We start from the raw sequence: 25,486 nt of genomic DNA, 5'->3' as shown, positions 1-25,486 counted from the left end.
GCGATCAAACGGCGCTTGCGGCCGCAAAACCCCGTTCGATATCGGCCTTCAGATCGGCCACGTCCTCGATGCCGATCTGCAGGCGGATAACCGCACCATCCGTCGGCGCCTTGGCGACCTTGCGATCGTTGAGGTAGGCGTGCAGGGCGAGGCTTTCAAAGCCGCCCCAGGAATAGCCGAGACCGAAAATCCTCAGCGCATCGAGGAAGGCATGCGCCTTGGCTCTGGACTTTTCGGGACCATCGGCGGCAAGCACGAAGGAAAAGATGCCGCTGGCGCCCTTGAAATCGCGCTTCCAGAGATGGTGAGAGGGGAAACTCGGCAGCGCCGGATGCAGCACGCGGGCGACGTCCTCCCTGCCCTCCAGCCATTCTGCGATATCGAGCGCGCTTTGATAATGCCGCTCGAGGCGCAGGCCCATGGTGCGCAAACCGCGCAGGATCTGATAGGCGTCATCGGGTGCGCCGCAGATGCCGAGCACCCCATTCGCCTCCTTCAGCCGTTCCCAATGCTCTGCATTGGCCGACACCGTTCCGAGCAGGATATCGGAATGGCCGGACGGGTATTTCGTCGCCGCGTGGATGGAAATGTCGACGCCGTGATCGAGCGGCCTGAAATAGAGCGGCGTCGCCCAGGTATTGTCCATCATGACGATGGCGCCATGGCGGTGCGCCACCGCCGAGATCGCCGGAATATCCTGCATCTCGAAGGTATTGGAGCCGGGAGCCTCGGTATGGACAAGCTTGGTGTTCGGCCGGAACAGCGTCTCGATGCCGGCGCCGATCGCCGGGTCGTAATATTCCACCTCGACGCCGAGGCGCTTCAGCATCGTATCGCAGAAATGGCGGGTCGGACCATAAACCGAATCGACCACCAGCGCATGATCGCCGGCGGCGACGAAACCCAGAAACGGAATGGTGACGGCCGCAAGGCCCGAGGGCACGAGGATCGTGCCGGCCGAGCCTTCCAGGGCATCGATCGCCTCGCAGAGCGCATCGGTCGTCGGGGTGCCGCGCGTTCCATAGGTGTATTTCTGCGAGCGCGTCTCCATCGTCCGCGCATTCGGAAACAACACCGTCGAGGCGTGCACGACCGGCGGATTGACGAAGCCGTGATAATCGAAAGGGTCGTTGCCGATATGGGTCAGGCGGGTATTGATCCCGGCATTCTGCAGCACGCTGTCTTTGTCTTTCATGTCGGAAATAGCCTTTTGGCGAAGGGACGCGAAGGCAGACTTTTGGACGCCCCGCCGTTTCCGGTCAACCCTTGAAGTTCGGTTGCGGATAACGTCCCGGGACGATGAAATTTTCGATTTTCGCGTTATTTTTCCGCGATCGGACGCCTATTTCCTAGCCAATCGCCTTCGAATTCAGCGCAATCTGCCAAAATTCTGAATTTTGCCGCAATTATTGATGGCGACACTTGACCATAGTGACATTTGCGACTGAGATAGGCCCACTCGCGCCGGGAGGTTGTCGAGACACATGGGGGCGGCAGGGTTTTTCCGCCGGCGATCCCCACAAGAAAATATAAGACAACAGAAAAGGTTGGGAAAAAAATGAAGAACAAGCTTCTGTCCGCCGTTCTCGGCGCAGCAGTTTTGGCACTTGGCGCCTCGGCTGCCTCGGCCACCACTCTCGGAGACGTAAAGGCAAAGGGTTTCATTCAGTGCGGCGTCAATACCGGTCTTGCCGGTTTTGCCGCGCCTGACGCTTCCGGCAATTGGGCCGGCTTCGATGTGGATTTCTGCAAGGCTGTCGCTTCGGCTGTCTTCGGCGACCCCACCAAGGTGAAGTTCACCCCCCTCAGCGCCGCCAATCGCTTCCCGGCCCTCCAGTCCGGTGAAATCGACGTGCTCGCCCGCAATACGACCTGGTCGATCAACCGCGACACCGCTCTCGGCCTGAACTTCCGCTTCGTCAACTACTACGACGGCCAGGGCTTCATGGTTCGCAAGAGCCTGAACGTGAAGTCGGCACTGGAACTCTCCGGCGCCTCCGTCTGCGTCCAGTCGGGCACCACCACCGAGCTCAACCTCGCCGACTACTTCAAGGCAAACAACCTTCAGTACAATCCGGTCGTCTTCGAAAAGCTGGATGAGGTCAATGCCGCCTATGATGCCGGCCGCTGCGACGTCTACACCACCGACCAGTCCGGCCTCTATTCGCTGCGCCTGACGCTGAAGAACCCGGACGAACATACGATCCTGCCGGAAATCATCTCCAAGGAACCGCTCGCCCCGGCCGTTCGCCAGGGTGACGACCAGTGGTTCGATATCGTCAGCTGGGTTGGCTATGCCATGATCAATGCTGAAGAATTCGGCATCACTCAGGCGAATGTCGACGACATGAAGAACTCGCCGAACCCTGACATCAAGCGCTTCCTCGGCGTCGAGGCCGATACCAAGATCGGCACCGATCTCGGCCTGACCAACGACTGGGCTTACAATATCGTCAAGAATGTCGGCAATTACGGCGAAGTGTTCGAGCGCAATATCGGCCAGGGCAGCCCGCTCAAGATTGCTCGCGGCCTCAACGCCCTGTGGAACAAGGGCGGCATCCAGTACGCTCCGCCGGTTCGCTGAGCGGCATCACGCATGAAGCCGGAAAGGCGGGCAACCGCCTTTCCCCCTCCAATAAAAAAGCTCCGAAAAGGAGCGTAATGGGGAATTGGCCAAGCATGACGCATCAGGCTGTGGATTCAACACGTGTATCCAAGAGCGGCTGGAGCTTCCAGTCCGCCCTCTACGACCCGACAATTCGGGGCATTTTCTTCCAAATTCTTACCATCGTATTGCTGGTTGCCTTCGTATGGTGGGTGGCACACAACACTGCCGTCAATCTGGCGCGCGCCAACATCGCGTCGGGTTTCGGCTTTCTGAACGGCCGCGCCGGCTTCGAGGTCGGTCAGTCGCTGATCGCCTATTCCAGCGATTCGACCTACGGCCGCGCGCTGCTTGTCGGCTTTCTGAATACGATCCTGATCGCCGTTACCGGCATCATCACCGCCACCATCATCGGCTTCATCATCGGCATTGGCCGCCTGTCGCGGAACTGGCTGATTGCCAAGCTGTGCACGGTTTATGTCGAAGTCTTCCGCAACATCCCGCCGCTGCTTGTGATCTTCTTCTGGTATTCGGGCGTTCTGGCGGTTCTGCCGAATGCGCGCGAGTCGCTGCATCTGCCGCTCGGATCCTATCTGAACAATCGCGGCCTTTCCTTCCCCAAGCCGATTTTCGGTGAGGGTTTCTGGCTCGTCGGCATCGCCCTCGTCATCGCCATCATCGCCGTCTTTGCGACGGCCCGATGGGCGCATCGCCGGCAGGCGGCGACAGGTAAGCCGTTTCACACGATCTGGGCATCGATCGGGCTGCTGATCGGCTTGCCGCTTGCAGCCTTCCTGCTCGCCGGCGCGCCGCTTTCCTTCGATTATCCGATCGCGGGCAAATTCAACCTCACCGGCGGCTCCGTCGTCGGCCCCGAGTTCATGTCGCTCTTTCTGGCGCTGTCCTTCTATACCGCCGCCTTCATCGCCGAGATCGTGCGTGCGGGCATTCGCGGCGTGCCGAAGGGACAGACGGAAGCGGCCGCCGCACTTGGGCTTCATCCCTCGTCGATCACTCGTCTGGTCGTCATTCCGCAGGCCTTCCGCATCATCATTCCACCGCTGAGCAGCCAGTATCTCAATCTGACCAAGAACTCGTCGCTGGCGATCGCCATCGGTTTTGCCGATCTCGTTGCTGTCGGCAGCACGACGCTGAACCAGACCGGTCAGTCCGTCGAGGTGATCCTCATCTGGATGGTCATCTACCTCAGCCTCAGTATCGTGACCTCGCTGTTCATGAACTGGTTCAATGCCAAGATGGCGCTGGTGGAGAGATAAGATGAGCAACAGTTTCGTCAGAACCGCCATACTGGCGCCCGAGCCGCCACCCTCAGGAGAAAAAGGCGCGGTCGCCTGGCTTCGCCGTAACCTGCTTGCGACGCCGAAGGATATGGTGCTTACCATCCTGGCGTTGGTCTTTCTCGCCTGGGCTCTGTTCCACGCGATCGACTGGCTCTTCGTGCAGGCGGTCTGGAGCGGTCCGGACCGCACGTTCTGCGCCACGACGGTTCAGGGCGGCATCCAGCCGGACGGCTGGAGCGGCGCCTGCTGGGCCTTCATCAACGCCAAGTTCGACCAGATCATCTTCGGGAGCTATCCGCTCGATGAGCGCTGGCGGCCGACGCTGGTCGGCATCCTCTTCGTCCTCCTGCTCGTGCCGATGCTCATCCCTTCCGCACCGCGCAAGGGCCTGAACGCCATCCTGCTTTTCATCGTGCTGCCGATCGTTTCCATCGTTCTGCTTCACGGTGGATTTGGCCTCGAAATCGTCGAGACTCCCCGTTGGGGCGGGCTGATGGTGACGCTGGTGCTTTCCTTCGTCGGCATTGCGGTTTCCTTCCCGCTCGGCATCATCCTGGCGCTCGGCAGGCGTTCGCACATGCCGGTTATCCGCACGATCTGCGTCATCTTCATCGAAGTCGTCCGCGGCGTACCGCTGATCACGGTGCTTTTCATGGCGAGCGTCATGCTGCCGCTGTTCCTGCCGGCCGGCTGGACGGTGGACAAGCTGCTGCGCGCAATCGTCGGTGTGTCGATCTTCGCCTCCGCCTATATGGCCGAGGTCATTCGCGGCGGTCTGCAGGCGATCCCGAAGGGGCAATTCGAGGGCGCCGATTCACTCGGCCTCGGCTACTGGCAGAAGATGCGGCTGATCATCCTGCCGCAGGCGATCAAGCTGGTGATCCCCGGTATCGTCAACACCTGCATCGGCATGTTCAAGGATACCTCACTGGTGTCGATCATCAGCATGTACGACCTGCTCGGCATCGTTCGTTTCCTGTTCACCGATCCGAACTGGGCAAGCGCAGTAACGCCGCTGACGGGATTGATTTTCGCCGGCTTCGCCTTCTGGCTTTTCTGCTTCGGCATGTCGCGCTATTCAGCATTCATCGAACGTCACCTCGACACCGGCTACAAAAGATAAAAAGGGGTCCCCCAAATGGCAGAAGCTCAAACAAAAAAGATGGCCGTGTCGGCGACCGAGGTCGCCATTGAGATCATCAACATGAACAAGTGGTACGGTGATTTCCACGTGCTGCGCGACATCAACCTGAAGGTCATGCGCGGCGAGCGCATCGTCATCGCCGGCCCGTCGGGATCCGGCAAGTCGACGATGATCCGCTGCATCAACCGCCTGGAAGAACATCAGAAGGGCAAGATCATCGTCGATGGCACCGAGCTCACCAACGATCTGAAGAAGATCGACGAAGTCAGGCGCGAAGTCGGCATGGTGTTCCAGCATTTCAACCTCTTCCCGCACCTGACGATCCTCGAAAACTGCACGCTGGCGCCGATCTGGGTGCGCAAGATGCCGAAGAAGCAGGCGGAAGAAATCGCCATGCACTTCCTGAAGCGCGTCAAAATCCCGGAACAGGCCAACAAATATCCCGGCCAGCTTTCCGGCGGCCAGCAGCAGCGCGTGGCGATCGCCCGCTCGCTCTGCATGAACCCGAAGATCATGCTGTTCGATGAGCCGACCTCGGCGCTCGATCCTGAAATGATCAAGGAAGTGCTGGACACCATGGTGGGTCTTGCCGAGGAAGGCATGACCATGCTCTGCGTCACGCATGAAATGGGCTTTGCCCGCCAGGTCGCCAACCGCGTCATCTTCATGGACCAGGGCCAGATCGTCGAGCAGAATTCGCCGGCCGAGTTCTTCGACAATCCGCAGCACGAACGCACCAAGCTGTTCCTCAGCCAGATCCTGCATTAAGGAACTGAAAGCGTCTTTAAAGACCCGCCGCGCCTTCCGGTTCGGCGGGTCTTTCACGTTCAGCGGGATGCTGAGGCCTGCAGTAGACTGCAGAGACCGGCAAGACCGGAATCCGAGCCGCCTGAAGCGGAGATATCCGCGCAGCGGACAAGCATCTTGCGCTGCTCATTGACGGGTCTCGCCCGGAAGTTCTCCAGGATACGGGCCTGCGATGCGCTGAGGGCGCCGTCACGTTCGGAGCTGTTGCCGCCGCCTGCCCGATCCGCTCCGCCGATGGCGAGATTGGCATCGGCACCGCTGCTGCGTCTGACCGAGGCCGTGGCGTCGGTATCGAGCCCATCGGAACCGCCGATGCGTGCATTGAGATCGGCATCGACGCCGCGCCTGCCACCGAGCCTGGCATTGGCGTTGGCATCGAGACCATTGTCGCCCCCGACGTCGGCATTGACATCGGCATCGACGCCCCGGCCGGCGTTGGCGCTCGCATCTGCGTTGACGCCGCTCGAACCGCCGACGGAAGCATTGGCATCGGCGCTGATGCCGCTGCCGCCGCCAAGGGATGCCCCGACATCGGCGCTGGCGGCGCTGGCGGCATTGCCGGCATTCACCGATACGCCGACATCGATAGCGCGCGCATCGCTTGCCGGCATGGCAAGCAGGGCGCCGGTGCATGCAAGCACCGTCAAGGATAGTCTTTTGTGATTACACCTCATGTTTTCCTCCGTTCCATTCGCCGGACGCGCTGCCCGGCAGTCGAAAATCGAGGAACGCGCGTGCCTTCGATCGTCTGGATCTCCTGCAACCTGCAGGGCGTCCACGGCAAGGCAACGTGAAGGCATGAGGAATGTTTCGCAATAGGGCACGGCAAGTCGGCTCAGTGGCGTGTAATGATCTTTCACGGTTATTGAAATACGAATAACCAGCCCGACTGCGCCGAAAGCGAACATATCCGGCAGCAACTGGAGCGATGTCCCGAGTATTTCTTCCCAATAACGGCAAAATTTCAGACCTGCCAAGCAAAGCTCAGCTCTCGATACGATTGCCGGCGGTTGATCCATTGAGAGTGCTGTCGCGCAGATCGCCTGTCTGCTTCGAACCGGATTTCCACCCTTAGTTGAGACCGCCAAAAATAGCCCCCTTCCGCCTGGATATATCCGGCAGGAATTCCATGTTTCAGCATGTTCTCATCTGACGGAATTGGAGGTTCAAGAATGGGCATTTTCGACAAGATCAAACATGCAATCTTCGGAGAAGCGAAAGCAGCCGAACCCGTTGCCGCAAGCACGCCAAAGACCGCGCCCGCCCAGGCTCCCGTCTCGCCATCGGCAACGCCCAGTCCCGCCCCTGCGGCCTCCCCCGCTCAGAGCAAGCCGGCGGCAACTGCGGCTTCAGTCGACATCGTACCTATCCTCGATGCGGCCGTGAAAAAGAGCGGCCAGAAACTCGATTGGCGCCACTCGATCGTCGACTTGATGAAAGCCGTCGGGATGGATGCGAGCCTTTCCGAGCGCAAGGAACTTGCCGCCGAGCTCGGCTATAACGGCGACAGCGGCGATTCCGCAAAAATGAATATGTGGCTGCACAAGGCGCTGATGAAGCGGCTTTCGGAAAATGGCGGCAAAGTACCGGCCGATCTGCTGGATTGATCCCTCGCTTCAACAACAACCGATAGCTGCCGCCACTTTGCGGCGGCAGCTACAACCGCCGGCGCTTCGCGATAGTGGCTCACTCACGGAAGCTCGGCAATCCAGGGGCATCCGCCGATCCGGATGCCACCAGTCCCCCTTGCCCACGGGCACTGGAACCAATAACGTCCACTCGATTACTTCGATAATCGATCAGGGGAGAATTAAATCCAATGAGATTGATGGCAGTCGTCGGCGTTGCACTTGGTTTGGGCTGTATTTCGGCCGCGGAATCCCCTTCAAACTATCGATCCTACAATGGCGTTCGGGTCGATACCGACCCGGTCCTTCAGGCTCGTTACGACAAAGCGATCCGCTGGTGCGGGCCGGAAGCAGGCTCCTGGCAACGCGGCTCGCAGGATTCACGCAGCCTGCACTACAATGCGGCGCTGAGAAGTTGCCTCTCCAGACACAACTTCATCGACAGAGGCGTCTACGCCTACCCTATCCCCGAAGTTTACTTCGAGCATTTTCTGGATCGCTGAGAAGGGCCGAACGGCGCCAATCCGCCGTAGACGGTCAAAGTCAAAAAACAGAACCCCCGCCCTATTGGCGGGGCGTATCGATTACGTCTTCGCACATTTACCGATGACGCTCCCCTTTTTCCAGTTCCAGACGAGATCAGCGGTCACGGGCTTTTCCATATCGATAATCTCGGCACATGGTTGCCGTCAGCCAATGCTTTGAACTCTCCCATCGTGACCGCCTTGGCTCCTGCCGGAAGGTCGACCGCATAGGCGTTGGCAGAGCAAGAATGCCGCCGCTCCGACGCTCGAAAGGATCGTTCTCCACGGGGGCGTCATTCAGGTCCCCGCAGCGGCGTCAGGATATCAGGTGCAGACAGGCTATGTGAGCTACGCCCTGATTGCCGGTAGACGGCAGCAGATCGAATGACAACATCTGCGACATCCGCGGGATGCTCCATGGATGCCACCAGCGCGTTTCCCTCCTTGAGATAGATAGGAAAGCGCTCCCTGAATTTTCGATCTTCCGTCGCCTGTTGAAAGCCAAATCCTCGTTTGAGTTGGCGTTCGACAACAACCGCGGTCGCGGCGTCGATATCCAAAGACGGCAGCAAGACGATGCCATAGCCCGTGGAAACCAATCTCCGAGCCTCGTCATAGTCATCGGTGCCTGATTGTGCCGCCAGGAACCCGGATGGCGTGACAAAAATATGCGGCGCCGGATTTGTCATCACCAGATGTTTCGCGAGCGTCAGGTTTTCCGCGCGATAGCGCTCATAGCCGTGGGAAGCAATGAAGGTTCCGATTGTCTCCAGGCGCTCGCAGAACTCCAGATCGAGGTCGACAAGCCCCCAACCGAGCTTTTCTGCGAGTTGACGGCCGAGAGTCGATTTTCCGACGCCGCCCGGTCCCAGAAGAAAAATGGTCTCGCCTGGTCGCCACGGCCGGCGAACCTCAATGTGGGTTTTTGCCATCGACCATGACCTCATTCGCAGCCGTTCCAGACAGCAGAATCACCTGTGAGAAACGACTCACCCTACCGTTTTCCATGTCGATCGGTCCCGATATTTAAGGCGATACCGCCCAAAATTGCTGAATTCAGAAAAAAAATGTCGATTCCGCTCTGGCGGGAGGAATCCAGCCACACCCGTCAGGTTTGTCTAATGTTTTCAATGGGCGCATGTCGCTATAGTTGCAGAAAGAATAATTCGCGGCGTACGAGACATATATATTGTCCTAATTTGGGCGACTCGAATTTCACCAAATATTTCAAAAAGTAACTAATGATCGACTTTGGTATTGTGGCAGCAACATGGCTATGTTTCTCAAGCACTTACTGATTTACTGCTGTTGCGCCATCCGGAATGTCGCCCTATAACCTGCCGCCGTAACCCATGATTAACTATAAATAGTAATCGACAAAGACAACGCTAAGGTTGAGGAACAAGACAATGACGACATACTACGTAGCGACGACTGGCAGCGGCGGTGGTAACGGCAGTGCCTCCTCTCCATTTCGCACGATCAGCGACGCGATGGCGTCGGACCTTAAGCCCGGCGACGAGGTTGTGGTGCGCGCCGGCGTCTATAATGAATCGGTGAACATGTACAAGGATGGTTCCGCCGCCGGCTACATTACCTTGCGGTCGGAGGTACCGGGTGGAGCTGTAATCCACTCAGCATCGGGCGGCGCAAATGGTATCAACATCACTGCCAACTATGTGGCGGTCGAGGGCTTCGAGGTCTACGGGAGCGATTCGCACGGCATTGTCGGTGATGGCGTCCACCATGTGAGGATCGCCGATAACGTTTCCCACGACAACGGTGCGTCCGGCATCGCCTTCGCCGGATCCGACTTCATCACGATCGAAGGGAACGAGACTTACAAAAATGCGAGTTCCGGCTGGTTTTCAGGCATCTCTCTCTACCAGAACCGGAATATCACCGGGGCGCCGGACGATGGCAGCTTCCGCAATATCATCCGGAACAACATCTCGCACGACAACGTCACGAAGACGGGTGCGCACACCGATGGCAACGGCATCATCATCGACGATTTCCAGAGCACGCAGACGAGCGGTCATCCGAACTACACGTTTAAGACCCTGGTCGACAACAACCTCGTCTATGAGAACGGCAGCAAAGGCATCCAGGTTACCTGGAGCGACTCCGTCACGGTGAAAAACAACACCGCCTACCACAACAATCAGGACCTGCTGAACGACGGCACCTGGCGCGGCGAACTCAGCAACGCGCAGTCGAGCAACAACACCTGGATCAACAACATCGCCGTAGCCGACCCGTCGGTGAACAAGAACAACACTGCGATCGATAACACATCGTACGGCGACTATACCAACGCCAACGTCGTCTGGGCCAACAACAACACCTACAACGGCACGGCCGGTCAGGCCTCGGTCAGGACCGACGGCGGCAACGCGATGCCGAGCACGGCGAACGGCAACAAGCTCGGCATCGACCCGAAATTCCTGGGCGCAGCGAGCGACAACTTCCACCTCGGCTCCGGCTCGGCAGCGATCGACGGCGGAACCGCCAAGTACGGCGTCGGTTCGGTAGACCTTGACGGCCACGCTCGCGTCGTTGGAACTGTCGATATGGGCGCCTACGAATCGGGCTCCAGCTCGACCCCGACCACGCCGACGCAACCGACAACGCCGACCACCCCGACGCAGCCGACAACGCCGACGCAACCGACAACGCCAACCGCGCCGACAAAAGAATTCATCGGCACCGACGGCAACGACACCATGCCGCACACCGGTCAGTCCAATGGCGGCAACGAAACCTTCAAGGGTCTCGGCGGTAATGATGTGTTGAAGGGCGGGGCCGGCGCGGACGTGCTAGACGGCGGTAGTGGCAACGATACGGCCAGCTATGCGGGCTCCGCCGCGGTCAACGTCAACCTGACGACTGGGGCCGCATCGGGCGGCCAGGCGGCCGGTGACAAGATCGCCAGCATCGAAAACTTGACTGGCTCAAGCTACAACGACGTACTGACCGGCAATAAAACCAGCAACGTTCTCACTGGCGGGGTTGGCGCGGACAAACTGGACGCCGGCGCCGGCAATGATTTCCTTATTGGTGGTGCCGGGAAGGACATTATGACCGGCGGCATCGGCGCGGACACGTTTATCTTGAAGGCACCGACGGAAACCGGGTCCGGCGTGAACCGCGACGTCATCACCGACTTCCAGCACGGCGTCGATAAGATCGACCTCTCTGCGATCGATGCGAATGGCTCTGCGGCGGGCAATGGAACCTTCCATTTCCAGGCACAGGAAAATGCCTTGTTCGACCACAAGGCTGGCGCGCTCGCCTGGCATTATGAAGACCACGCCGGAACCGCGAGCGATGTTACCGTTATCCAGGCCGACATGAACGGCGACGGCATTCATGACTTCGAGGTTCAGCTGAAGGGCCTCGTCCACCTGGGGGCAGGCGATTTTCTCCTGTAACTGTCCCCCGTTGTGGCGGTCGTCCGATCGCCACAACACGCGGGAAGCAAAAATCGGCTACTTCGGCGCGCGGATGAGGGAACCCCATCCGCGCGCTGCTATTTTTCGACGGGCGTCAGCCGGCCTTTCTGGCCGGCTTTGCGTAAACCGACAGGTTGTCAGAACGCCTCACCTCCCGCCAGCAGGCGTATCGACGATCGTAGCGCGAATAGAATCAGCTCCGACAAATTTCAGGCTGACAGGTTGCCAAGAACCTTCAGAATATGATCCCGGATCGCTGTGGCCGTTTTTTCCGGTGGCACGGAAGTGACGTCGAGGACCAATGTGTTTGGGTGACCTGGATCGAAAACCCCTGCCCTCCGGCTGCGATCCCTCGAGGCTGCCACGTCAGTGGATTTCAACCTTTCGCGCCGCCCGGGGCTCGAAACCCGGCGAGCCAGTTCCTCTTCATCACACAGCAACCGCACCGGCACCAGAACCGCGCCGCAGGCTTCGGCAGCGCCGGCGATCTGCTGAAAGGTACGAAGGCTCCGCTCGTCACCCTCGAGGCCGGCATGCGTGAAAATGAAATTGGCGGACGGCGCATAAGCGGTGATTGCATCAAGGACGGTTTGCCGAACCCGACCTGTGAACCCCCATATTCCCTTTGGAAGCGACGCCGTTCCATCCTCATCCAGCAAGCGTAGGATCGGGTTGTTGATCCAATGGTTGTCGACGATTTTTGCAGAAATCACCGCGCTCAACTCTTTCGCGACGGTCAACTTCCCAACGCCCGGGAAGCCTATGAGCACGATGCGGACACCCATCTCTAGCGACACCTATTCAGTTCTCGATGGTCATCTCGCCCGAAGAGTAAATGAGCGTTCCTGCCGGATGGACGGTTCACGGCCATAGCGTCCCTCTCACGGAAGCCGCTCCAGCCCAGTTGGCGAACGGCATGCCACATGGGTGGACACTTGAAAAATGGCGACCCCTGCAGGAATCGAACCTGCGACAACCTGCTTAGAAGGCAGGTGCTCTATCCAGCTGAGCTAAGGGGCCGTCCGGCGGTCGCGTTCAGGGAGCGCGACCGGATGCGGCAGTTCTGGACGAGAAATCTCAATGCGTCCAGGGCTGTGTACGGGTATAGCGGAAATTATCCGGGTAGGCGACAACCTGACGGACCGGATCCTTGGGCGCGATGACGCGATATTCGATGCCATTGCGCTGGGCATAGGCTTCGGCCAGTTCCTGCGTTTCGAAGGTGAGCTTCACCTGCTGGCGCGTATCGCCGGAAGAGGTGTAGCCCATCATCGGATCGATCTTGCGCGGCGACTCCTGATCGAATTCGAGCACCCAGAGATGGGTTTTGGCCTTGCCGGACTGCATGGCGGTCTTGGCTGGACGATAGATCTTGGCAGACATGACTGCGACGTCTCCGACTATGCGGGCAGCGCCCGCCTTTCAAGGTCTCAATCCCCGTTGCCGGGGCTTTGCTTCGTCGCTGAGATAGCACGAAGAGATGAATTTTGCTTATCCGCGAATCCTTGGCTTTTCAAGAAAAAAGGCGGCGCACGACGCACTGTCGATCGCATCGCGATGACGCGGTGATGCCGCCGAACATGGATACAGCCGGACAGGCGGTTGCGCGATTATTACCGCTTGTCTCATGTTGTGATAACAACCAGATTGCCGCGGCCAGCCCTCGGCACTAGTTTACGGCTCATCTAATTTCAGTGGATTTGCACTCATGATGAGACGTTCGGCGGAGTTCAATGCCATTGTGATAGGCGCTGTCATCACGGCATTCTTCTACGTTGCCATCAGCTACGCCCAATATATCGGCCTGCTCGAACACGGCTGAGGCAGCCTTCTCCTGAGGTCCAGTCGTCCTGCAGGGGCAGACCGGCGGCCCACCTCGATTTTTCGCTATGCGTCCAAATATCAGGCGGGAATCTTCCGCCTGAGCTGGATTTATGGGTTGCGACGGCGAAGTGAACCGTGTATCTCCCCGCCCACGGCACGGAGTGTAGCGCAGTCTGGTAGCGCATCTGGTTTGGGACCAGAGGGTCGGGAGTTCGAATCTCTCCACTCCGACCATTCAATATCCCGATATTCTTGAAGCTTCGGCAACCGCTCACGGCCCGCATTGTCCGGGCATGCGTGCGGTCACTTCGTCTTCTTCTTCGTCGTCGTGGCGCTGACGATCCTGTCGCCCGGTTTGATTCCAAGTTTGGCGACGATGCCGGCACTCAGTTCGACGACGTATTTCACCGGGCTCATCGAATCGATGATGTCGCGCGAATAGGGCGTTGCGTTTTCCTTGATGTGGCGGATCGTGCCGGTATCGTCGGCAAAAAGCATGTCGAGTGGCAGGATGGTGTTTTCCATCCACATGGTGACGCGCCGCGGCTCGTCGAAATCGAAGATCATGCCGGCATCATCGGCCATCACTTTGCGAAACATCAGTCCGTGGGCGCGCTGATCGGGAGTCGAGGCGATCTCGACGGTGAAATGCAGCACCTTGCCCGCGGCGGTCTGGACGAGCAGCGGCTCCTTGTCGAAGCGCATCTGCTCTTCGGCCAGAGCCGGCAGGGCGACCATGAAAAAAAGCGCCAGGATGGCGCTTCTGATCGCATGAAACAGGATTGGGCCGCGCATATCAGTGCGACCGGCTGGCCGGGCTCGGAACATCGGGATGGATCTCCGCGGCCATCAGGCCCTTCTCACCGTCGCCGAAGCGGACGAGCACGACCTGGCCGGGGCGCAGTTCCGTCAAGCCGAACCGGCGGAGCGTTTCCATGTGCACGAAGATGTCTTCGGTGCCCTCGCCGCGCGTCAGGAAGCCGAAGCCCTTGGTACGGTTGAACCACTTGACGAGCGCCCGCTCGAGCCCGCTCGTCGCGGTGACCTGCACATGGGTGCGCACCGGCGGCATCTGCGAGGGATGAACCGCCGTCGACTGGTCCATCGAGAGGATCTTGAAAGCCTGGTAGCCGCGTTCGCGGCGCTGAATGAGGGCGACGATGCGGGTTCCCTCCAGGATCGTCTGGTAACCGTCGCGGCGCAGGCAGGTCACATGCAGGAGAACATCCTGCATGCCATTGTCTGGCACGATGAAGCCGAAACCCTTGGCTACGTCGAACCACTTGACGACGCCGGTGATTTCCACAAGATCGACCGCCTCCGCCGATAGCTCGTCAAGATCGGAGTATTCGTTCGATGAAATCCTATCAGCCATTGTCGCCAGCCCCTCGAATACGCGTCACACTGTTACGGTTAACTGATTCTTGAAATCAAGATTAACATCTTGGTAACGGATAAGCGCAAGTCCTAGTTTTCGGTTATTCCCAGCTGCACATTTTATAAAGATGACTTGCCCGAAGCTGACCTCGCATCGCCGAAAAAAGCTAGCCCCAATAAAGGAGTAAATAGAATGCGTTATCTTCATACAATGGTTCGCGTCAAAGACCTGGACGTCTCGCTCGCCTTTTACACCACCCTGTTCGGGCTGGAGGAGATCCGCCGCCACGAAAACGAGAAGGGCCGATTCACCCTGGTTTTCCTGGCCGCCCGCGACGATCTCGACCGTGCGCGCAGCGAAAAGGCTCCCTGCCTCGAACTTACCTATAACTGGGACACGGAAGATTATAGCGGAGGACGCAATTTCGGCCACCTCGCCTATGAGGTCGACGATATCTACGCAACCTGCCAGCATCTGATGGATAACGGCATCACCATCAACCGGCCGCCGCGCGACGGGAACATGGCCTTCGTGCGCTCGCCCGACGGCATTTCGATCGAAATCCTGCAGAAGGGCAGCCCGCTTCCGGCCGCCGAGCCCTGGGCCTCGATGGGCAATACCGGCGCCTGGTAAGGCTTTTTTCCGCAAGGCTTTTGCGAGGCTTGCGGCTTTTTCGATTTCGGGTCCGGCCGGCGCCTTGGCGCTTGCCGCGATCCGGCCCCGCAGGCAATCTCCCGGTGACTCGAAGCGGAGGATGGCGTTTTTCGCCCCTGTTCCGCATCCACCGGAGACTGTCGCTTGCCCAACATGCAGATGCGGATGCCCGTGACGGGCGCTTTGCTGATCGCCACCTCGGTGCTGGCGCTGTCCGGCTGCGCGTCGGACAAGAAGGCGCTCGATTCCGCTGCCGCCGTTCCGGCGGCCCAAGCCGCTGCCCCTGAGCTTGCCGCGGCTGCACCGGCAAGCCCTGCCCCGCGTTCGGTCTATACGGATCCGCGGCTCGTCAATGTCTCCGGCGCTCAAGCAGCACCTCAGGCCGTGGCGGCGGATCCGAATGCCGCTGTCCCGCCCGCCAATCCGGCAGCATCGGCGCCTGCCAATATCGGCGGGCTCGTCATGCAGTCGACCCGGATCAATGCGCAGGCGATGAGCATCTTTTCCGATCACCAGCCGGGGCCGCAGAACAACAGCACATCCACCGTCATCCAACCGCAGGCCTATGCGCCGGTGGAAGGTGTGGCGCCCGCAAGAAGCAGCGTCTACAGCCAACAGCCCACATCGGCACAGCCGGCGGAGCCTGTGCTGCCGCAGCAATCCTCGCAAAATGGCAGCACACAGCTTGCGCCGGTTCAGACGGCGTCGCTTGCGACCAACAGTATTCCGACTTCGACTGTCAACGCACTCTACAGCGCCCCGAAGCAGAACCTGCTCGGCAGCCTCTCCGGCCTGCTGCAGAAGGCATCCCTGCCCGGCATGACGCGTATTGCGCCGAACGGGCTGCATCTTCAGAACGACAAGGTCGAGGTCGGCTGCTTCAAGCCGGACCTGCTGAACGTGATCAAGACGGTCGAAAACCATTTCGGCCGGCCTGTTATCGTCACGTCAGGCTACCGCGACGAAGAGCATAACCGCCAGGTCGGCGGAGCCGACGAATCGATGCACAAGAGCTGCGAGGCGGCCGACATCCAGATCGACGGCGTCACAAAATGGGATATCGCCGCCTATATCCGCTCGCTGCCGAACCGCGGCGGCGTCGGCACCTATTGCCACACGGATTCGGTCCATCTCGATACCGGCAAAAGCCGTGACTGGAACTGGGGTTGCGGCGGCAAACGTGCGCCGATAACGACCGCAAGAGCCATCTGATCTCGCAAGCACGGATCGGCATAACGTTACGTCAGCTCTACCCCACTGGTTTGCGATAATTCTCGCAAACCGTTGATTCGGCTAACCTAATCCTCCCAAATACACCAGCCGAAATATCTGTCATTTTTTTGCAAAAAATCGAATTTGCCGCTTGCGGCTTTCGAAGGTGCTGACTATAAGGGCGCCACCACGAAGGAAGCGCCCTTCGTCTATCGGTTAGGACACCAGATTTTCATTCTGGGAAGAGGGGTTCGACTCCCCTAGGGCGTGCCACTTCTTCTCTCTCAACTGTCAAAGCAGTTCGTGATCTGCTTGCAGATGTCACAGCGCTTTCCTATTTTAACGAAGTTGGCCTGCGCCCTTCGTCTATCGGTTAGGACGACAGATTCTCATTCTGTAAAGAGGGGTTCGACTCCCCTAGGGCGTACCAAAATATCCCAAAATCATACTCTTAGAGAAAAGCCTCGCTGAAATCATGGATTGCGGTTCAGCGGCGCGGTGGACAAGACACAAACGCATCGGCCGCTCGTCCAAATCGAACGGGACAGAGATCCGGAAGAAGCTGCTTCGAGGGATTCGCTCGAAGCTTGAGCCCTAAGCGGTTTAACGACTGGTGCTGACCCTCAATACGAGACTGTGCCCGGAACCTTACCGATCGCATCTCGTTATATCAGTAGGAAAGCACGGGTGTTCCTCCTGTGCGATCCGTCTTTGTCAAGACTTGCCCCGCCTAGGCGGGGCTTTTTTCCGGCAACGTACGGGAACCGCAGGAGCACAGCAAGGTTAGTCCATTGGATCGCAGGAGAGAGGGCGTATTTCGGATCGCGTATGCCTTTCCACCTGGCGGTCCACCCTATTGCAGAGTTGGGTCGTGCGGGGGAAAGTATTCGGTCTGCTCCCAAGCGACGCTCCGCGCGGCCCGACACCTTCGCCTAGTATGTGATCAGGTCGAAGCCATCCCCAACGCCGCTCCTTCTCCGACTTCCCCTTGCCGCGGCGGCACTGTTTTCCACAGCCGAAAAAAATCGGCGAAAACGATGATTTTTTCGCGTCTTGGCGCTTGCGGCTTTCGAAGGTGCTGACTATAAGGGCGCCACCACGAAGGAAGCGCCCTTCGTCTATCGGTTAGGACACCAGATTTTCATTCTGGGAAGAGGGGTTCGACTCCCCTAGGGCGTGCCACTTCTCTCTCTCAGTTCCATGTATTTCGAGCGCCTGTGCGACCGTGCTATTTTGCCGGCGCTGCATCGCAGACGCGCAGCTGGATGCGGCGCGCACCTTGGTAATGCTCGGCGCCGAGCGAACCTGCGACATGCAGGCTCGCGCCGCGCGAATTGAGCAGCAGGTTGCCGAGCGCCGTATCGGCGGCGCGGAAGGCGATGCCGTCGAGCCGCGATCCATCCATTGCCTCCATCGTCACCTTCACATGCTTCTCGCCGACGAGGCGCGCGTCGCGCACACGATGGGCCGGCACGGCAAAGAGCGGTTGCGAATGGCCGGAGCCATAAGGGCCAGCCGCCTCCAGGCGATCGATGAGTTCGAGCGTAGCGCCGCTGGCGCCGATCGCCCCGTCGATCTTCAAGGTCTCGTTGGCGACGAGGTTCGCCACAGTCTTCGCCGACTTTTCCGTGAAGAAGGTCCTCAGCCTGCCGAGATCGGCGCGCTCGACGGTCAGCCCAGCGGCCATGGCGTGGCCGCCGCCCTTGACGAGCAGCCCCTCGTCGACGGCGGCGCGCACCATCCTGCCCATGTCGAAGCCGTTGATCGAGCGGCCCGAGCCGGTGCCGCGGCCGGAGGCATCGAAGGCGATCGCGAAGGCCGGCCGTTTGAACTTCTCCTTCAGCCGCGCCGCGATCAGCCCGACGATGCCGGGATGCCATTTCTCATGGGCGGTCACGATGACGGAGGCGCCCTCGCCGTCGCCATATTCGGCGAGCGCCTCGGCTTCCGCCTCCTGCAGCATGACGGCCTCCATTGCCTGGCGTTCGCGGTTGAGTTCGTCGAGGCGCTGGGCGATCACCTCAGCCTCGCCGGCATCGTCGAGCGTCAGCAGCCGGCTTCCGAGAGCCGCGTCGCCGATCCGCCCGCCGGCATTGATGCGCGGGCCGATCAGGAAGCCGAAATGATAGGGTGTCACCGGGCCTGAAAGCCCAGCCTTGCGGAAGAGTGCCGCAAGCCCGGCATTGCTCTGGTGGCGGGCAGCGACCAGGCCCTTCACCACATAGGCGCGGTTGAGGCCCTTCAACGGCACGACATCGCAGACTGTCGCCAATGCGACGATGTCGAGCCATTGCAACAGGTCGATCGCCAGGATGCGCTTGTTGCCGGCCGCGCGCAGCAGGCGCAGCGTCGCCACCAACACCATGAAGACGACGCCGGCGGCGCAAAGATGCCCCTGCCCCGACAGATCGTCCTCACGGTTCGGATTAACCAGCGCATGACAGCGCGGCAGCTCGTGTGTCACCTGGTGGTGATCGATGACGACAACATCGATATCGCGCGCGGCAGCCGCCGCCAACGCCTCGTGACTGGTGGAGCCGCAATCGACGGTAACGATCAGTTGCGCGCCGTTGTCGATCAACTGGTTGATCGCCGCCGGATTGGGGCCGTAACCTTCGAAGACGCGGTCGGGGATATAAATGGTCGCCTTGACGCCGAAATGGCTGAGGAAGCGGAACATCAGCGCCGAGGAGGCCGCACCGTCGACATCGTAGTCGCCGAAGATCGCGACGCTCTCGCCGCGCTCGATCGCCCGCACCAGACGGATCGCCGCCTTTTCGCAATCGGTCAGGCTATGGGGATCGGGCATCAGGCTGCGGATGGTCGGATCGAGAAATTCGATCGCATCGTCCACCGGCACGCCGCGCCCGGCCAGCACGCGGGCGATCAGATCCGGCAGTCCGTGGATCTGCGACATGGCGAGCGCCCGGTTCTGCCCGGCCTGGTCGAGCCGCGCCACCCAACGATTGTCGAGCGCGGATTTCTCCACGCCGAGAAAGGCGCGCTGTACCGGATCGACGGGATCTGCCATGCCACACTCCGCTGACTTCATCTGCTCTTTCTATAGGAGCAGCGGAGATAACATAGCGGGGAATTTGCAGACACGGATTTTTACCAGAATACTGTCCAGATCAGCATGGCAACACCGGCAAGCTGCACCAGCAGAAACGAAAACAGCGTCAGCAGAATGGCCCAGTTGCGGCCTTCCGGGTTGTCTTCATCGCCGTCAGCCTCGTCATGGATCTCATGACTGATGTCACGGTGCATTGGCTTGAGGATTTGCTCAAGCATATCAGGAGGGTTGGGCGGCTCGTCGCTCGGGCGGCCATACCCCTTCCCGGCATGGCTGTCCTTGCTCATGAAATTCTCCACGCCGGCGACTCACCATCTATGGTTTTATTTATATCAATATTTCGGTATTTGTTAATATAGACTTCCGTACGGGGAGCCCGCACGATCAACAAAAAAACCGCCCTGCCAGAGACAGGGCGGTTCATTGTCCCCAAGCGGGAAAAACTTAAACTTCTTCTTTCGGCCGCTCGATGCGAATCACCTGCGGTTCGCCGAAGAGATAACCTTCCGACTTGATCGAGGCGACCGCCTTGCGGACCGACTCTTCCATCGTTGCGTGCGTGACGAGAATGATCGTCTGGTGGTGCGACGGCGCCAGATGCTGTTTGGAGCGCTGGACGATCGATTCCAGCGAGATATTGTTTTCGGCCATGCGGGTTGCGACGCTGGCAAAGACGCCGGTGCGGTCGAGCACGGTCAGGCGGATGAAATAGCCGCCCTCGTGGCTCTGCATCTGCGCCTTGCGGTAGGGCTCCAGCGCCGTTGCGGGATGCCCGAGAACCGGCACGCGCTGGGCGCCCGGCTGGCTTTTGGCGATATCGGCGATATCGCCGAGCACGGACGAGGCCGTCGCGTTGCCGCCGGCGCCGGGGCCGACCATCAACAGTTCGCCGAGCACGTCGGATTCGATCGCCACCGCATTGGTGACGCCGTCGACCTGGGCGATGACCGAATCGACCGGCACCATGGTCGGGTGCACACGCTGCTCGATGCCGGTATCGGTGCGCTGGGCAACGCCGAGCAGCTTGATGCGGTAACCGAGTTCGGCGGCGGCGTGGATATCCTCGATCGAGATGTTGGTGATGCCTTCGAGATAGATGTCGTCGGCCGCGATCTTATTGCCGAAGGCGAGCGTCGTCAGGATGGCGAGCTTGTGGGCCGTGTCGTTGCCCTCGATATCGAAGGCCGGATCGGCTTCGGCATAACCCAGCCGCTGCGCTTCTTTGAGGCATTCGGCAAAGGAAAGCCCCTCCTTCTCCATCTTGGTCAGGATGTAATTGCAGGTGCCGTTCATGATGCCGTAGATGCGCGAGACGGCATTGCCGGTCAGCGATTCGCGCAGCGCCTTGATGACGGGGATGCCGCCGGCGACCGCCGCCTCGAAATTCAGCAGCGCGCCCTTCTCCTCGGCAATCGTCGCCAGCTCGACGCCGTGATAGGCAAGCAGCGCCTTGTTGGCCGTCACCACATGGAGACCGCGCTGAAGTGCGGCGCGCACCGAGGTGTTGGCCGCGCCTTCGGCGCCCCCCATCAACTCGACGAAGACGTCGATATCACCCTTTTCGGCAAGCTCTTCCGGCCGGTCGAACCAGGTGACGGCGGAAAGATCGACGCCACGGTCCCGCGTCCTGTCACGCGCGGAGACCGCGGTGATGGTGATCGGGCGCCCGCAGGTGACGGCAAGCTCGTTGCTCTTCTGCTGGATGATGCGGACTAGCGAGGCGCCAACGGTGCCCAAGCCCGCAATGCCGATTTTGAGGGCATCTGCCATGGATCGATCCTGAATGTCTGTGTGGCGGCAGCCGCTCAACGCGGCTGCCCAAGGGTTGAATTAACGGTGTGCGTTCAGCGAAATGACGTTATGCATCGTTTCGTCTGCCGTCGACATGAACTTCTTGATGTTGCGCGCAGCCTGGCGGATGCGGTGTTCGTTCTCGACAAGGGCGAGACGGACATAGTCGTCGCCCATTTCGCCGAAGCCGATGCCCGGGGCAACGGCAACGTCGGCCTTCTCGACCAGCAGCTTGGAAAATTCAAGCGAACCGAGATGGCGGAACTTTTCCGGGATCTTCGCCCAGGCGAACATGGTGGCGGCCGGCGGCGGCACGTCGAAGCCGGCCTTGCCGAAGCTTTCGACCATGACGTCACGACGACGTTTATAGACGTTGCGGACTTCCGCAATGTCGGAGCCGTCGCCGTTCAGCGCATGTGTCGCCGCAACCTGGATCGGCGTGAAGGCGCCGTAATCGAGATAGGACTTCACACGTGTCAGCGCAGCGATCAGCCGCTCGTTCCCGACGGCAAAGCCCATGCGCCAGCCGGGCATGGAGAAGGTCTTCGACATCGAGGTGAACTCGACCGTCACATCCATGGCGCCCGGCACTTCGAGAACCGACGGCGGCGGCGCCTCGTCGAAATAGATCTCCGAATAGGCAAGGTCGGATAGCACGATGATGTCGTGCTTCTTGGCGAAGGCAATGACGTCCTTGTAGAAATCGAGCGTCGCGACAAAGGCCGTCGGGTTCGAGGGATAGTTGAGGATCAGCGCCAAGGGCTTCGGGATCGAATGGCGGACCGCCCGCTCAAGCGGCGGGAAGAAGGTCTCGTCAGGCTCCACAGACATCGAGCGGATCACGCCGCCCGCCATCAGAAAGCCGAAGGCGTGGATCGGGTAGGTCGGGTTCGGGCAGAGGATGACGTCGCCGGGCGCGGTGATCGCCTGCGCCATATTGGCGAAGCCTTCCTTGGAGCCGAGGGTGGCGACCACCTGCGTATCCGGGTTGAGCTTGACGCCGAAACGGCGGGCATAATAGGCGGCCTGGGCGCGGCGCAGCCCCGGAATGCCCTTGGAGGAGGAATAACGGTGGGTGCGCGGATCCTGCACAACTTCGCACAGCTTGTCGACGATCGCCTGGGGAGTGGGAAGGTCAGGGTTTCCCATGCCGAGATCGATGATATCGGCGCCGCCCGCTCGCGCGCTTGCTTTCAAACGGTTGACCTGTTCGAAAACATAAGGCGGCAAACGCCGGACTTTGTGAAACTCTTCCATTTCATTCCCCATGGAAAGGCGGCATTTCGGGCCGCAGTCGAAGTTCGTTCCGTCTCCCGGCGGCTGCGACACGAACTTCAGAATCGCAACGCCGTATTCATCAGACCTAAGCCACGCGGCAAATCTTTGACGGAAAGGCCGCGCAACGCGCATTATCGGGAAAATCGTATCTTCCGATCCATCCGGAAGGCTTTGCGTCCAAATTGCCTGAAAGGCAAGGTCTATTTGGAGATTTCGGAGAGCGTATCCGTGCCGTGTTCGGCGGCGAGGCGGCGCATTTCGGCGACCTTGGCCTGATATTCGGCCTCCGAGAGCGTGCCGGCCTTGCGCCGGGCGGCAAGTGCCGTCAGCTGATGCTGCAGGTCGGCCGCCTGCTCGTCGCTCATCTGGACATTGGCGGCCGTCAGCGGCGCGCCGAAATTCGGATAGCCGTCCGGCGACTTTGCCAGGCCGCCTTCGACCGCATCACCCTTGGTGGCCGGCATGACGACGGCGGTCGGCGCCGCTCGCTTGGCGGCGGCCGCGGCTTTTTCTTCCGCCGTCAGATTGCATCCGGCAAGGGCCATCGCCGCCGCGGCGCAGATCAATGCGGTGCGGTTGAAGGTTGCGATGCGCCGAATGCCGTTCTTCGTCATGCCTCAAAATCCAGTTCTGATTGCGTCGACTGTTAAATTTGTCGCAGCCACAAAGCAATAGCATGAGCCGGCGCGGGTGGAACTTGTTTTCTCGTTCGATCACGATGTACAACGAATGGATAAAAACAGTGCTGCCGCCGGGAGGAAATGGTGACCGACAGCAAGCAGGAAAATGGCGGCCAGAAGAATGGCGGCAAGGCCGGTTTCGACGCAACCGATCTCGATCCCTATGTATTGAAGGATCCCGAGGCCATGGCGACGAATTTCGCCCGGGCGCTCGAAAATCTCGGGCAGGCAGCCTCGGCCTGGCTTGCGCCGCGCGAACGCGGCGAGATCACCCAAACCGCCGTCGATCCGATGACCGACATGGTCAAGACGCTGTCCAAGGTCAGCGAATACTGGATTGCCGATCCCCGCCGCACCTTCGAGGCGCAGACGCAGCTGATGTCGTCGTTCTTCGGCATCTGGATGCGCTCGATGCAGCGCATGCAGGGCACGCGCGAGCAGGCGCCTCCCGAACCCGACACCCGCAAGGACAAACGCTTCTCCGACGAGGACTGGCAGAAGAACCCGTTCTTCGATTTTCTCCGCCAGGTCTATTTCGTCACATCAGACTGGGTGGAGAAGCTGGTCTCGGAGACCGATGGTCTCGACGAGCACACCAAGCATAAGGCCGGCTTCTACGTGAAGCAGATCACGGCCGCCCTTTCGCCGAGCAATTTTGTCGCCACCAATCCGCAACTCTACCGCGAAACGATCGCAACCAGCGGCGAAAACCTGGTGCGCGGCATGAAGATGCTGGCCGAAGACATCGCTGCCGGAAACGGCGATCTTCGCCTCCGCCAGACCGACATGACGAAATTCGCCGTCGGCCGCGACATGGCGCTGACGCCGGGCAAGGTGATCGCCCAGAACGATATCTGCCAGATCATCCAGTACGAGGCTTCGACCGAAACGGTGCTGAAGCGGCCGCTGCTGATCTGCCCGCCCTGGATCAACAAATTCTACATTCTCGACCTCAACCCGCAGAAATCCTTCATCAAATGGTGCGTCGACCAGGGGCAGACCGTCTTCGTCATTTCCTGGGTCAACCCGGATGCGCGCCACGCCGAAAAAGACTGGGCGGCTTATGCCCACGAGGGCATCGATTTCGCGCTCGAGACGATCGAGAAGGCGACCGGCGAGAAGGAGGTCAACGCCGTCGGCTATTGCGTCGGCGGCACGCTGCTGGCGGCAACACTGGCGCTGCATGCCAGGGAAAAAAACAAGCGCATCAAGACCGCGACACTCTTCACCACCCAGGTCGACTTCACCCATGCCGGCGACCTCAAGGTCTTCGTCGACGAGGAACAGCTTACAGCACTCGAAGAGCATATGCAGGCGGCCGGCTATCTCGACGGCTCGAAGATGTCGATGGCTTTCAACATGCTGCGCGCGTCCGAGCTGATCTGGCCTTATTTCGTCAACAGCTACCTCAAGGGCCAGGAACCCCTGCCCTTCGACCTTCTGTTCTGGAACGCCGATTCGACCCGCATGGCGGCGGCAAACCATGCCTTCTACCTGCGCAATTGCTATCTGAAGAATGCGCTGACGAAAAACGAGATGATCCTCGACGGCAAACCCGTGTCGCTGAAGGACGTGAAGATCCCGATCTATAATCTCGCCACGCGCGAGGATCACATCGCGCCTGCCAAGTCCGTCTTCGTCGGCAGCCGGTTCTTCGGCGGCAAGGTGGAATTCGTTGTCACCGGCTCGGGACATATTGCCGGCGTCGTCAACCCGCCCGACAAGAAGAAGTATCAATACTGGACGGGCGGCCCCACCAAGGGGGACTACGAGACCTGGATAGAGAAGGCGACCGAGACGCCGGGATCCTGGTGGCCGCACTGGCAGGCCTGGATCGAGACGCATGACGACAGGCGTGTGCCGGCGCGCAAACCCGGCGGCGACGCGCTGAACGCGATCGAGGAAGCGCCGGGAAGTTACGTGATGGAACGCGCCTGAGACGGCTCCTGAAAAGGCCCCGGGCATCTCCTTTTGAGACGCCGCGAGAAAGAACGGCGCGGCGTAAACAAATTAGAAACCATAATTCGTCATCCTTGCGAAACAGTCGGAAGTCGCGAGTGGTCTAAATTCGGCCCACTTGCGCCTTTACCGGCCCCGGCGAAGTTTAGTCAGTCAGTGCCGCCGGCCTGCGT

The 25,486-nt window shown here is 59.9% G+C and carries 22 protein-coding genes and 5 tRNA genes; 14 read left to right on the top strand and 13 right to left on the bottom strand.

What is annotated here, in order from left to right:
• Positions 1–4: 4 nt before the first annotated feature.
• Positions 5–1,195 (bottom strand): cystathionine beta-lyase, encoded by a 1,191-nt coding sequence (locus GGD57_RS00270; RefSeq protein WP_184465793.1) that lies wholly within the window; start codon positions 1,193–1,195, stop codon positions 5–7.
• Between the two features lie 363 nt (positions 1,196–1,558).
• On the opposite strand from GGD57_RS00270, the gene GGD57_RS00265 reads away from it, so the two are divergent.
• From GGD57_RS00265 to GGD57_RS00250, 4 genes are all read left to right on the top strand, one after another.
• The gene (locus tag GGD57_RS00265; RefSeq protein WP_085737134.1) at positions 1,559–2,584 is read left to right on the top strand and encodes an amino acid ABC transporter substrate-binding protein; all 1,026 of its coding nucleotides are present in this window, start codon (positions 1,559–1,561) and stop codon (positions 2,582–2,584) included.
• A 95-nt stretch (positions 2,585–2,679) separates the two neighbouring features.
• Positions 2,680–3,882 carry an amino acid ABC transporter permease gene (locus GGD57_RS00260; RefSeq protein WP_184465791.1) on the top strand — a complete coding sequence of 401 codons (1,203 nt, stop codon included), beginning with the start codon at positions 2,680–2,682 and terminating at the stop codon, positions 3,880–3,882.
• Between the two features lies 1 nt (position 3,883).
• On the top strand, positions 3,884–5,029 hold the full coding sequence (locus GGD57_RS00255) for an amino acid ABC transporter permease (protein WP_184465789.1): 1,146 nt from the start codon (positions 3,884–3,886) through the stop codon (positions 5,027–5,029).
• Between the two features lie 15 nt (positions 5,030–5,044).
• A complete protein-coding gene (locus GGD57_RS00250) occupies positions 5,045–5,818 on the top strand; it encodes an amino acid ABC transporter ATP-binding protein (RefSeq protein ID WP_085737131.1) in 774 nt (257 codons plus the stop codon).
• Between the two features lie 59 nt (positions 5,819–5,877).
• On the opposite strand, the gene GGD57_RS00245 is transcribed toward GGD57_RS00250, so the two are convergent.
• Positions 5,878–6,531, bottom strand: coding sequence for a hypothetical protein (locus GGD57_RS00245; RefSeq protein WP_184465787.1), 654 nt, complete (start codon positions 6,529–6,531; stop codon positions 5,878–5,880).
• A gap of 498 nt (positions 6,532–7,029) precedes the next feature.
• Between GGD57_RS00245 and GGD57_RS00240 the strand changes: the two genes are divergently transcribed.
• Positions 7,030–7,464 carry a DUF3597 domain-containing protein gene (locus GGD57_RS00240; RefSeq protein ID WP_184465784.1) on the top strand — a complete coding sequence of 145 codons (435 nt, stop codon included), beginning with the start codon at positions 7,030–7,032 and terminating at the stop codon, positions 7,462–7,464.
• 212 nt (positions 7,465–7,676) lie between these two features.
• On the top strand, positions 7,677–7,988 hold the full coding sequence (locus GGD57_RS00235) for a hypothetical protein (protein ID WP_184465782.1): 312 nt from the start codon (positions 7,677–7,679) through the stop codon (positions 7,986–7,988).
• 314 nt (positions 7,989–8,302) lie between these two features.
• Here GGD57_RS00235 and GGD57_RS00230 read toward each other — a convergent pair whose 3' ends face one another.
• A complete protein-coding gene (locus tag GGD57_RS00230; protein WP_184465780.1) occupies positions 8,303–8,941 on the bottom strand; it encodes a shikimate kinase in 639 nt (212 codons plus the stop codon).
• Positions 8,942–9,418: 477 nt separating this feature from the next.
• On the opposite strand from GGD57_RS00230, the gene GGD57_RS00225 reads away from it, so the two are divergent.
• Positions 9,419–11,443, top strand: coding sequence for a calcium-binding protein (locus tag GGD57_RS00225; protein WP_184465778.1), 2,025 nt, complete (start codon positions 9,419–9,421; stop codon positions 11,441–11,443).
• 230 nt (positions 11,444–11,673) lie between these two features.
• Here GGD57_RS00225 and GGD57_RS00220 read toward each other — a convergent pair whose 3' ends face one another.
• The 3 genes from GGD57_RS00220 to GGD57_RS00210 all read right to left on the bottom strand — a co-directional run bounded on the left by GGD57_RS00220 (position 11,674) and on the right by GGD57_RS00210 (position 12,847).
• Positions 11,674–12,249: an AAA family ATPase gene (locus tag GGD57_RS00220; protein WP_184465776.1), complete on the bottom strand. Its 576-nt coding sequence runs from the start codon at positions 12,247–12,249 to the stop codon at positions 11,674–11,676.
• Between the two features lie 158 nt (positions 12,250–12,407).
• A tRNA-Arg gene (locus GGD57_RS00215) sits at positions 12,408–12,484 on the bottom strand.
• 57 nt (positions 12,485–12,541) lie between these two features.
• Positions 12,542–12,847 (bottom strand): ETC complex I subunit, encoded by a 306-nt coding sequence (locus GGD57_RS00210; RefSeq protein ID WP_003573430.1) that lies wholly within the window; start codon positions 12,845–12,847, stop codon positions 12,542–12,544.
• A 598-nt stretch (positions 12,848–13,445) separates the two neighbouring features.
• Between GGD57_RS00210 and GGD57_RS00205 the strand changes: the two genes are divergently transcribed.
• A tRNA-Pro gene (locus tag GGD57_RS00205) sits at positions 13,446–13,522 on the top strand.
• A gap of 69 nt (positions 13,523–13,591) precedes the next feature.
• Here GGD57_RS00205 and GGD57_RS00200 read toward each other — a convergent pair.
• The gene (locus GGD57_RS00200) at positions 13,592–14,083 is read right to left on the bottom strand and encodes a DUF192 domain-containing protein (protein ID WP_184465774.1); all 492 of its coding nucleotides are present in this window, start codon (positions 14,081–14,083) and stop codon (positions 13,592–13,594) included.
• 1 nt (position 14,084) lies between these two features.
• Complete coding sequence (locus tag GGD57_RS00195; RefSeq protein WP_010067665.1) at positions 14,085–14,663, bottom strand: cold-shock protein; 579 nt, start codon at positions 14,661–14,663, stop codon at positions 14,085–14,087.
• A 195-nt stretch (positions 14,664–14,858) separates the two neighbouring features.
• Here GGD57_RS00195 and gloA point away from each other — a divergent pair, with 195 nt between their 5' ends.
• The 5 genes from gloA (at position 14,859) to GGD57_RS00170 (ending at position 17,714) form a co-directional block, all read left to right on the top strand.
• Entirely contained in the window at positions 14,859–15,299 is a 441-nt protein-coding gene (gene gloA, locus GGD57_RS00190) for a lactoylglutathione lyase (RefSeq protein ID WP_184465772.1), read from the top strand.
• A gap of 174 nt (positions 15,300–15,473) precedes the next feature.
• Complete coding sequence (locus tag GGD57_RS00185) at positions 15,474–16,532, top strand: YcbK family protein (RefSeq protein WP_432443245.1); 1,059 nt, start codon at positions 15,474–15,476, stop codon at positions 16,530–16,532.
• A 198-nt stretch (positions 16,533–16,730) separates the two neighbouring features.
• Positions 16,731–16,805: transfer RNA gene (locus GGD57_RS00180), tRNA-Glu, on the top strand.
• A gap of 82 nt (positions 16,806–16,887) precedes the next feature.
• Positions 16,888–16,962, top strand: a tRNA-Glu gene (locus GGD57_RS00175).
• A 677-nt stretch (positions 16,963–17,639) separates the two neighbouring features.
• Positions 17,640–17,714 (top strand) — tRNA-Glu (locus GGD57_RS00170).
• Between the two features lie 46 nt (positions 17,715–17,760).
• Here the strand turns inward: GGD57_RS00170 and recJ are convergent.
• The 5 genes from recJ to GGD57_RS00145 all read right to left on the bottom strand — a co-directional run bounded on the left by recJ (position 17,761) and on the right by GGD57_RS00145 (position 23,288).
• On the bottom strand, positions 17,761–19,563 hold the full coding sequence (recJ, locus tag GGD57_RS00165; RefSeq protein ID WP_184465768.1) for a single-stranded-DNA-specific exonuclease RecJ: 1,803 nt from the start codon (positions 19,561–19,563) through the stop codon (positions 17,761–17,763).
• Between the two features lie 80 nt (positions 19,564–19,643).
• Positions 19,644–19,892, bottom strand: a complete 249-nt coding sequence (locus GGD57_RS00160; protein WP_184465766.1) for a hypothetical protein — start codon at positions 19,890–19,892, stop codon at positions 19,644–19,646.
• A gap of 157 nt (positions 19,893–20,049) precedes the next feature.
• Entirely contained in the window at positions 20,050–21,375 is a 1,326-nt protein-coding gene (locus tag GGD57_RS00155) for a homoserine dehydrogenase (RefSeq protein WP_184465764.1), read from the bottom strand.
• Between the two features lie 60 nt (positions 21,376–21,435).
• Positions 21,436–22,653 carry an LL-diaminopimelate aminotransferase gene (locus GGD57_RS00150; RefSeq protein WP_085738927.1) on the bottom strand — a complete coding sequence of 406 codons (1,218 nt, stop codon included), beginning with the start codon at positions 22,651–22,653 and terminating at the stop codon, positions 21,436–21,438.
• A gap of 221 nt (positions 22,654–22,874) precedes the next feature.
• Positions 22,875–23,288: a hypothetical protein gene (locus tag GGD57_RS00145; protein WP_126909630.1), complete on the bottom strand. Its 414-nt coding sequence runs from the start codon at positions 23,286–23,288 to the stop codon at positions 22,875–22,877.
• Between the two features lie 147 nt (positions 23,289–23,435).
• On the opposite strand from GGD57_RS00145, the gene phaC reads away from it, so the two are divergent.
• On the top strand, positions 23,436–25,292 hold the full coding sequence (gene phaC / locus GGD57_RS00140; protein ID WP_184465763.1) for a class I poly(R)-hydroxyalkanoic acid synthase: 1,857 nt from the start codon (positions 23,436–23,438) through the stop codon (positions 25,290–25,292).
• The last annotated feature ends 194 nt before the right edge of the window (positions 25,293–25,486 follow it).

It is taken from the genome of Rhizobium esperanzae (genome assembly GCF_014197615.1).
GTDB lineage: Bacteria > Pseudomonadota > Alphaproteobacteria > Rhizobiales > Rhizobiaceae > Rhizobium > Rhizobium esperanzae_A.
This window is presented reverse-complemented; position numbering and strand designations above follow the sequence as displayed.

What these genes read in the sequence shown, in the direction of transcription:
- GGD57_RS00270 (WP_184465793.1), bottom strand. Translation starts at nt 1,195, where the DNA reads ATGAAAGACAAAGACAGCGTGCTGCAGAATGCCGGGATCAATACCCGC.
- GGD57_RS00265 (WP_085737134.1), top strand. Translation starts at nt 1,559, where the DNA reads ATGAAGAACAAGCTTCTGTCCGCCGTTCTCGGCGCAGCAGTTTTGGCA.
- GGD57_RS00260 (WP_184465791.1), top strand. Translation starts at nt 2,680, where the DNA reads ATGACGCATCAGGCTGTGGATTCAACACGTGTATCCAAGAGCGGCTGG.
- GGD57_RS00255 (WP_184465789.1), top strand. Translation starts at nt 3,884, where the DNA reads ATGAGCAACAGTTTCGTCAGAACCGCCATACTGGCGCCCGAGCCGCCA.
- GGD57_RS00250 (WP_085737131.1), top strand. Translation starts at nt 5,045, where the DNA reads ATGGCAGAAGCTCAAACAAAAAAGATGGCCGTGTCGGCGACCGAGGTC.
- GGD57_RS00245 (WP_184465787.1), bottom strand. Translation starts at nt 6,531, where the DNA reads ATGAGGTGTAATCACAAAAGACTATCCTTGACGGTGCTTGCATGCACC.
- GGD57_RS00240 (WP_184465784.1), top strand. Translation starts at nt 7,030, where the DNA reads ATGGGCATTTTCGACAAGATCAAACATGCAATCTTCGGAGAAGCGAAA.
- GGD57_RS00235 (WP_184465782.1), top strand. Translation starts at nt 7,677, where the DNA reads ATGAGATTGATGGCAGTCGTCGGCGTTGCACTTGGTTTGGGCTGTATT.
- GGD57_RS00230 (WP_184465780.1), bottom strand. Translation starts at nt 8,941, where the DNA reads ATGGCAAAAACCCACATTGAGGTTCGCCGGCCGTGGCGACCAGGCGAG.
- GGD57_RS00225 (WP_184465778.1), top strand. Translation starts at nt 9,419, where the DNA reads ATGACGACATACTACGTAGCGACGACTGGCAGCGGCGGTGGTAACGGC.
- GGD57_RS00220 (WP_184465776.1), bottom strand. Translation starts at nt 12,249, where the DNA reads ATGGGTGTCCGCATCGTGCTCATAGGCTTCCCGGGCGTTGGGAAGTTG.
- GGD57_RS00210 (WP_003573430.1), bottom strand. Translation starts at nt 12,847, where the DNA reads ATGTCTGCCAAGATCTATCGTCCAGCCAAGACCGCCATGCAGTCCGGC.
- GGD57_RS00200 (WP_184465774.1), bottom strand. Translation starts at nt 14,083, where the DNA reads ATGCGCGGCCCAATCCTGTTTCATGCGATCAGAAGCGCCATCCTGGCG.
- GGD57_RS00195 (WP_010067665.1), bottom strand. Translation starts at nt 14,663, where the DNA reads ATGGCTGATAGGATTTCATCGAACGAATACTCCGATCTTGACGAGCTA.
- gloA (WP_184465772.1), top strand. Translation starts at nt 14,859, where the DNA reads ATGCGTTATCTTCATACAATGGTTCGCGTCAAAGACCTGGACGTCTCG.
- GGD57_RS00185 (WP_432443245.1), top strand. Translation starts at nt 15,474, where the DNA reads ATGCAGATGCGGATGCCCGTGACGGGCGCTTTGCTGATCGCCACCTCG.
- recJ (WP_184465768.1), bottom strand. Translation starts at nt 19,563, where the DNA reads ATGGCAGATCCCGTCGATCCGGTACAGCGCGCCTTTCTCGGCGTGGAG.
- GGD57_RS00160 (WP_184465766.1), bottom strand. Translation starts at nt 19,892, where the DNA reads ATGAGCAAGGACAGCCATGCCGGGAAGGGGTATGGCCGCCCGAGCGAC.
- GGD57_RS00155 (WP_184465764.1), bottom strand. Translation starts at nt 21,375, where the DNA reads ATGGCAGATGCCCTCAAAATCGGCATTGCGGGCTTGGGCACCGTTGGC.
- GGD57_RS00150 (WP_085738927.1), bottom strand. Translation starts at nt 22,653, where the DNA reads ATGGAAGAGTTTCACAAAGTCCGGCGTTTGCCGCCTTATGTTTTCGAA.
- GGD57_RS00145 (WP_126909630.1), bottom strand. Translation starts at nt 23,288, where the DNA reads ATGACGAAGAACGGCATTCGGCGCATCGCAACCTTCAACCGCACCGCA.
- phaC (WP_184465763.1), top strand. Translation starts at nt 23,436, where the DNA reads ATGGTGACCGACAGCAAGCAGGAAAATGGCGGCCAGAAGAATGGCGGC.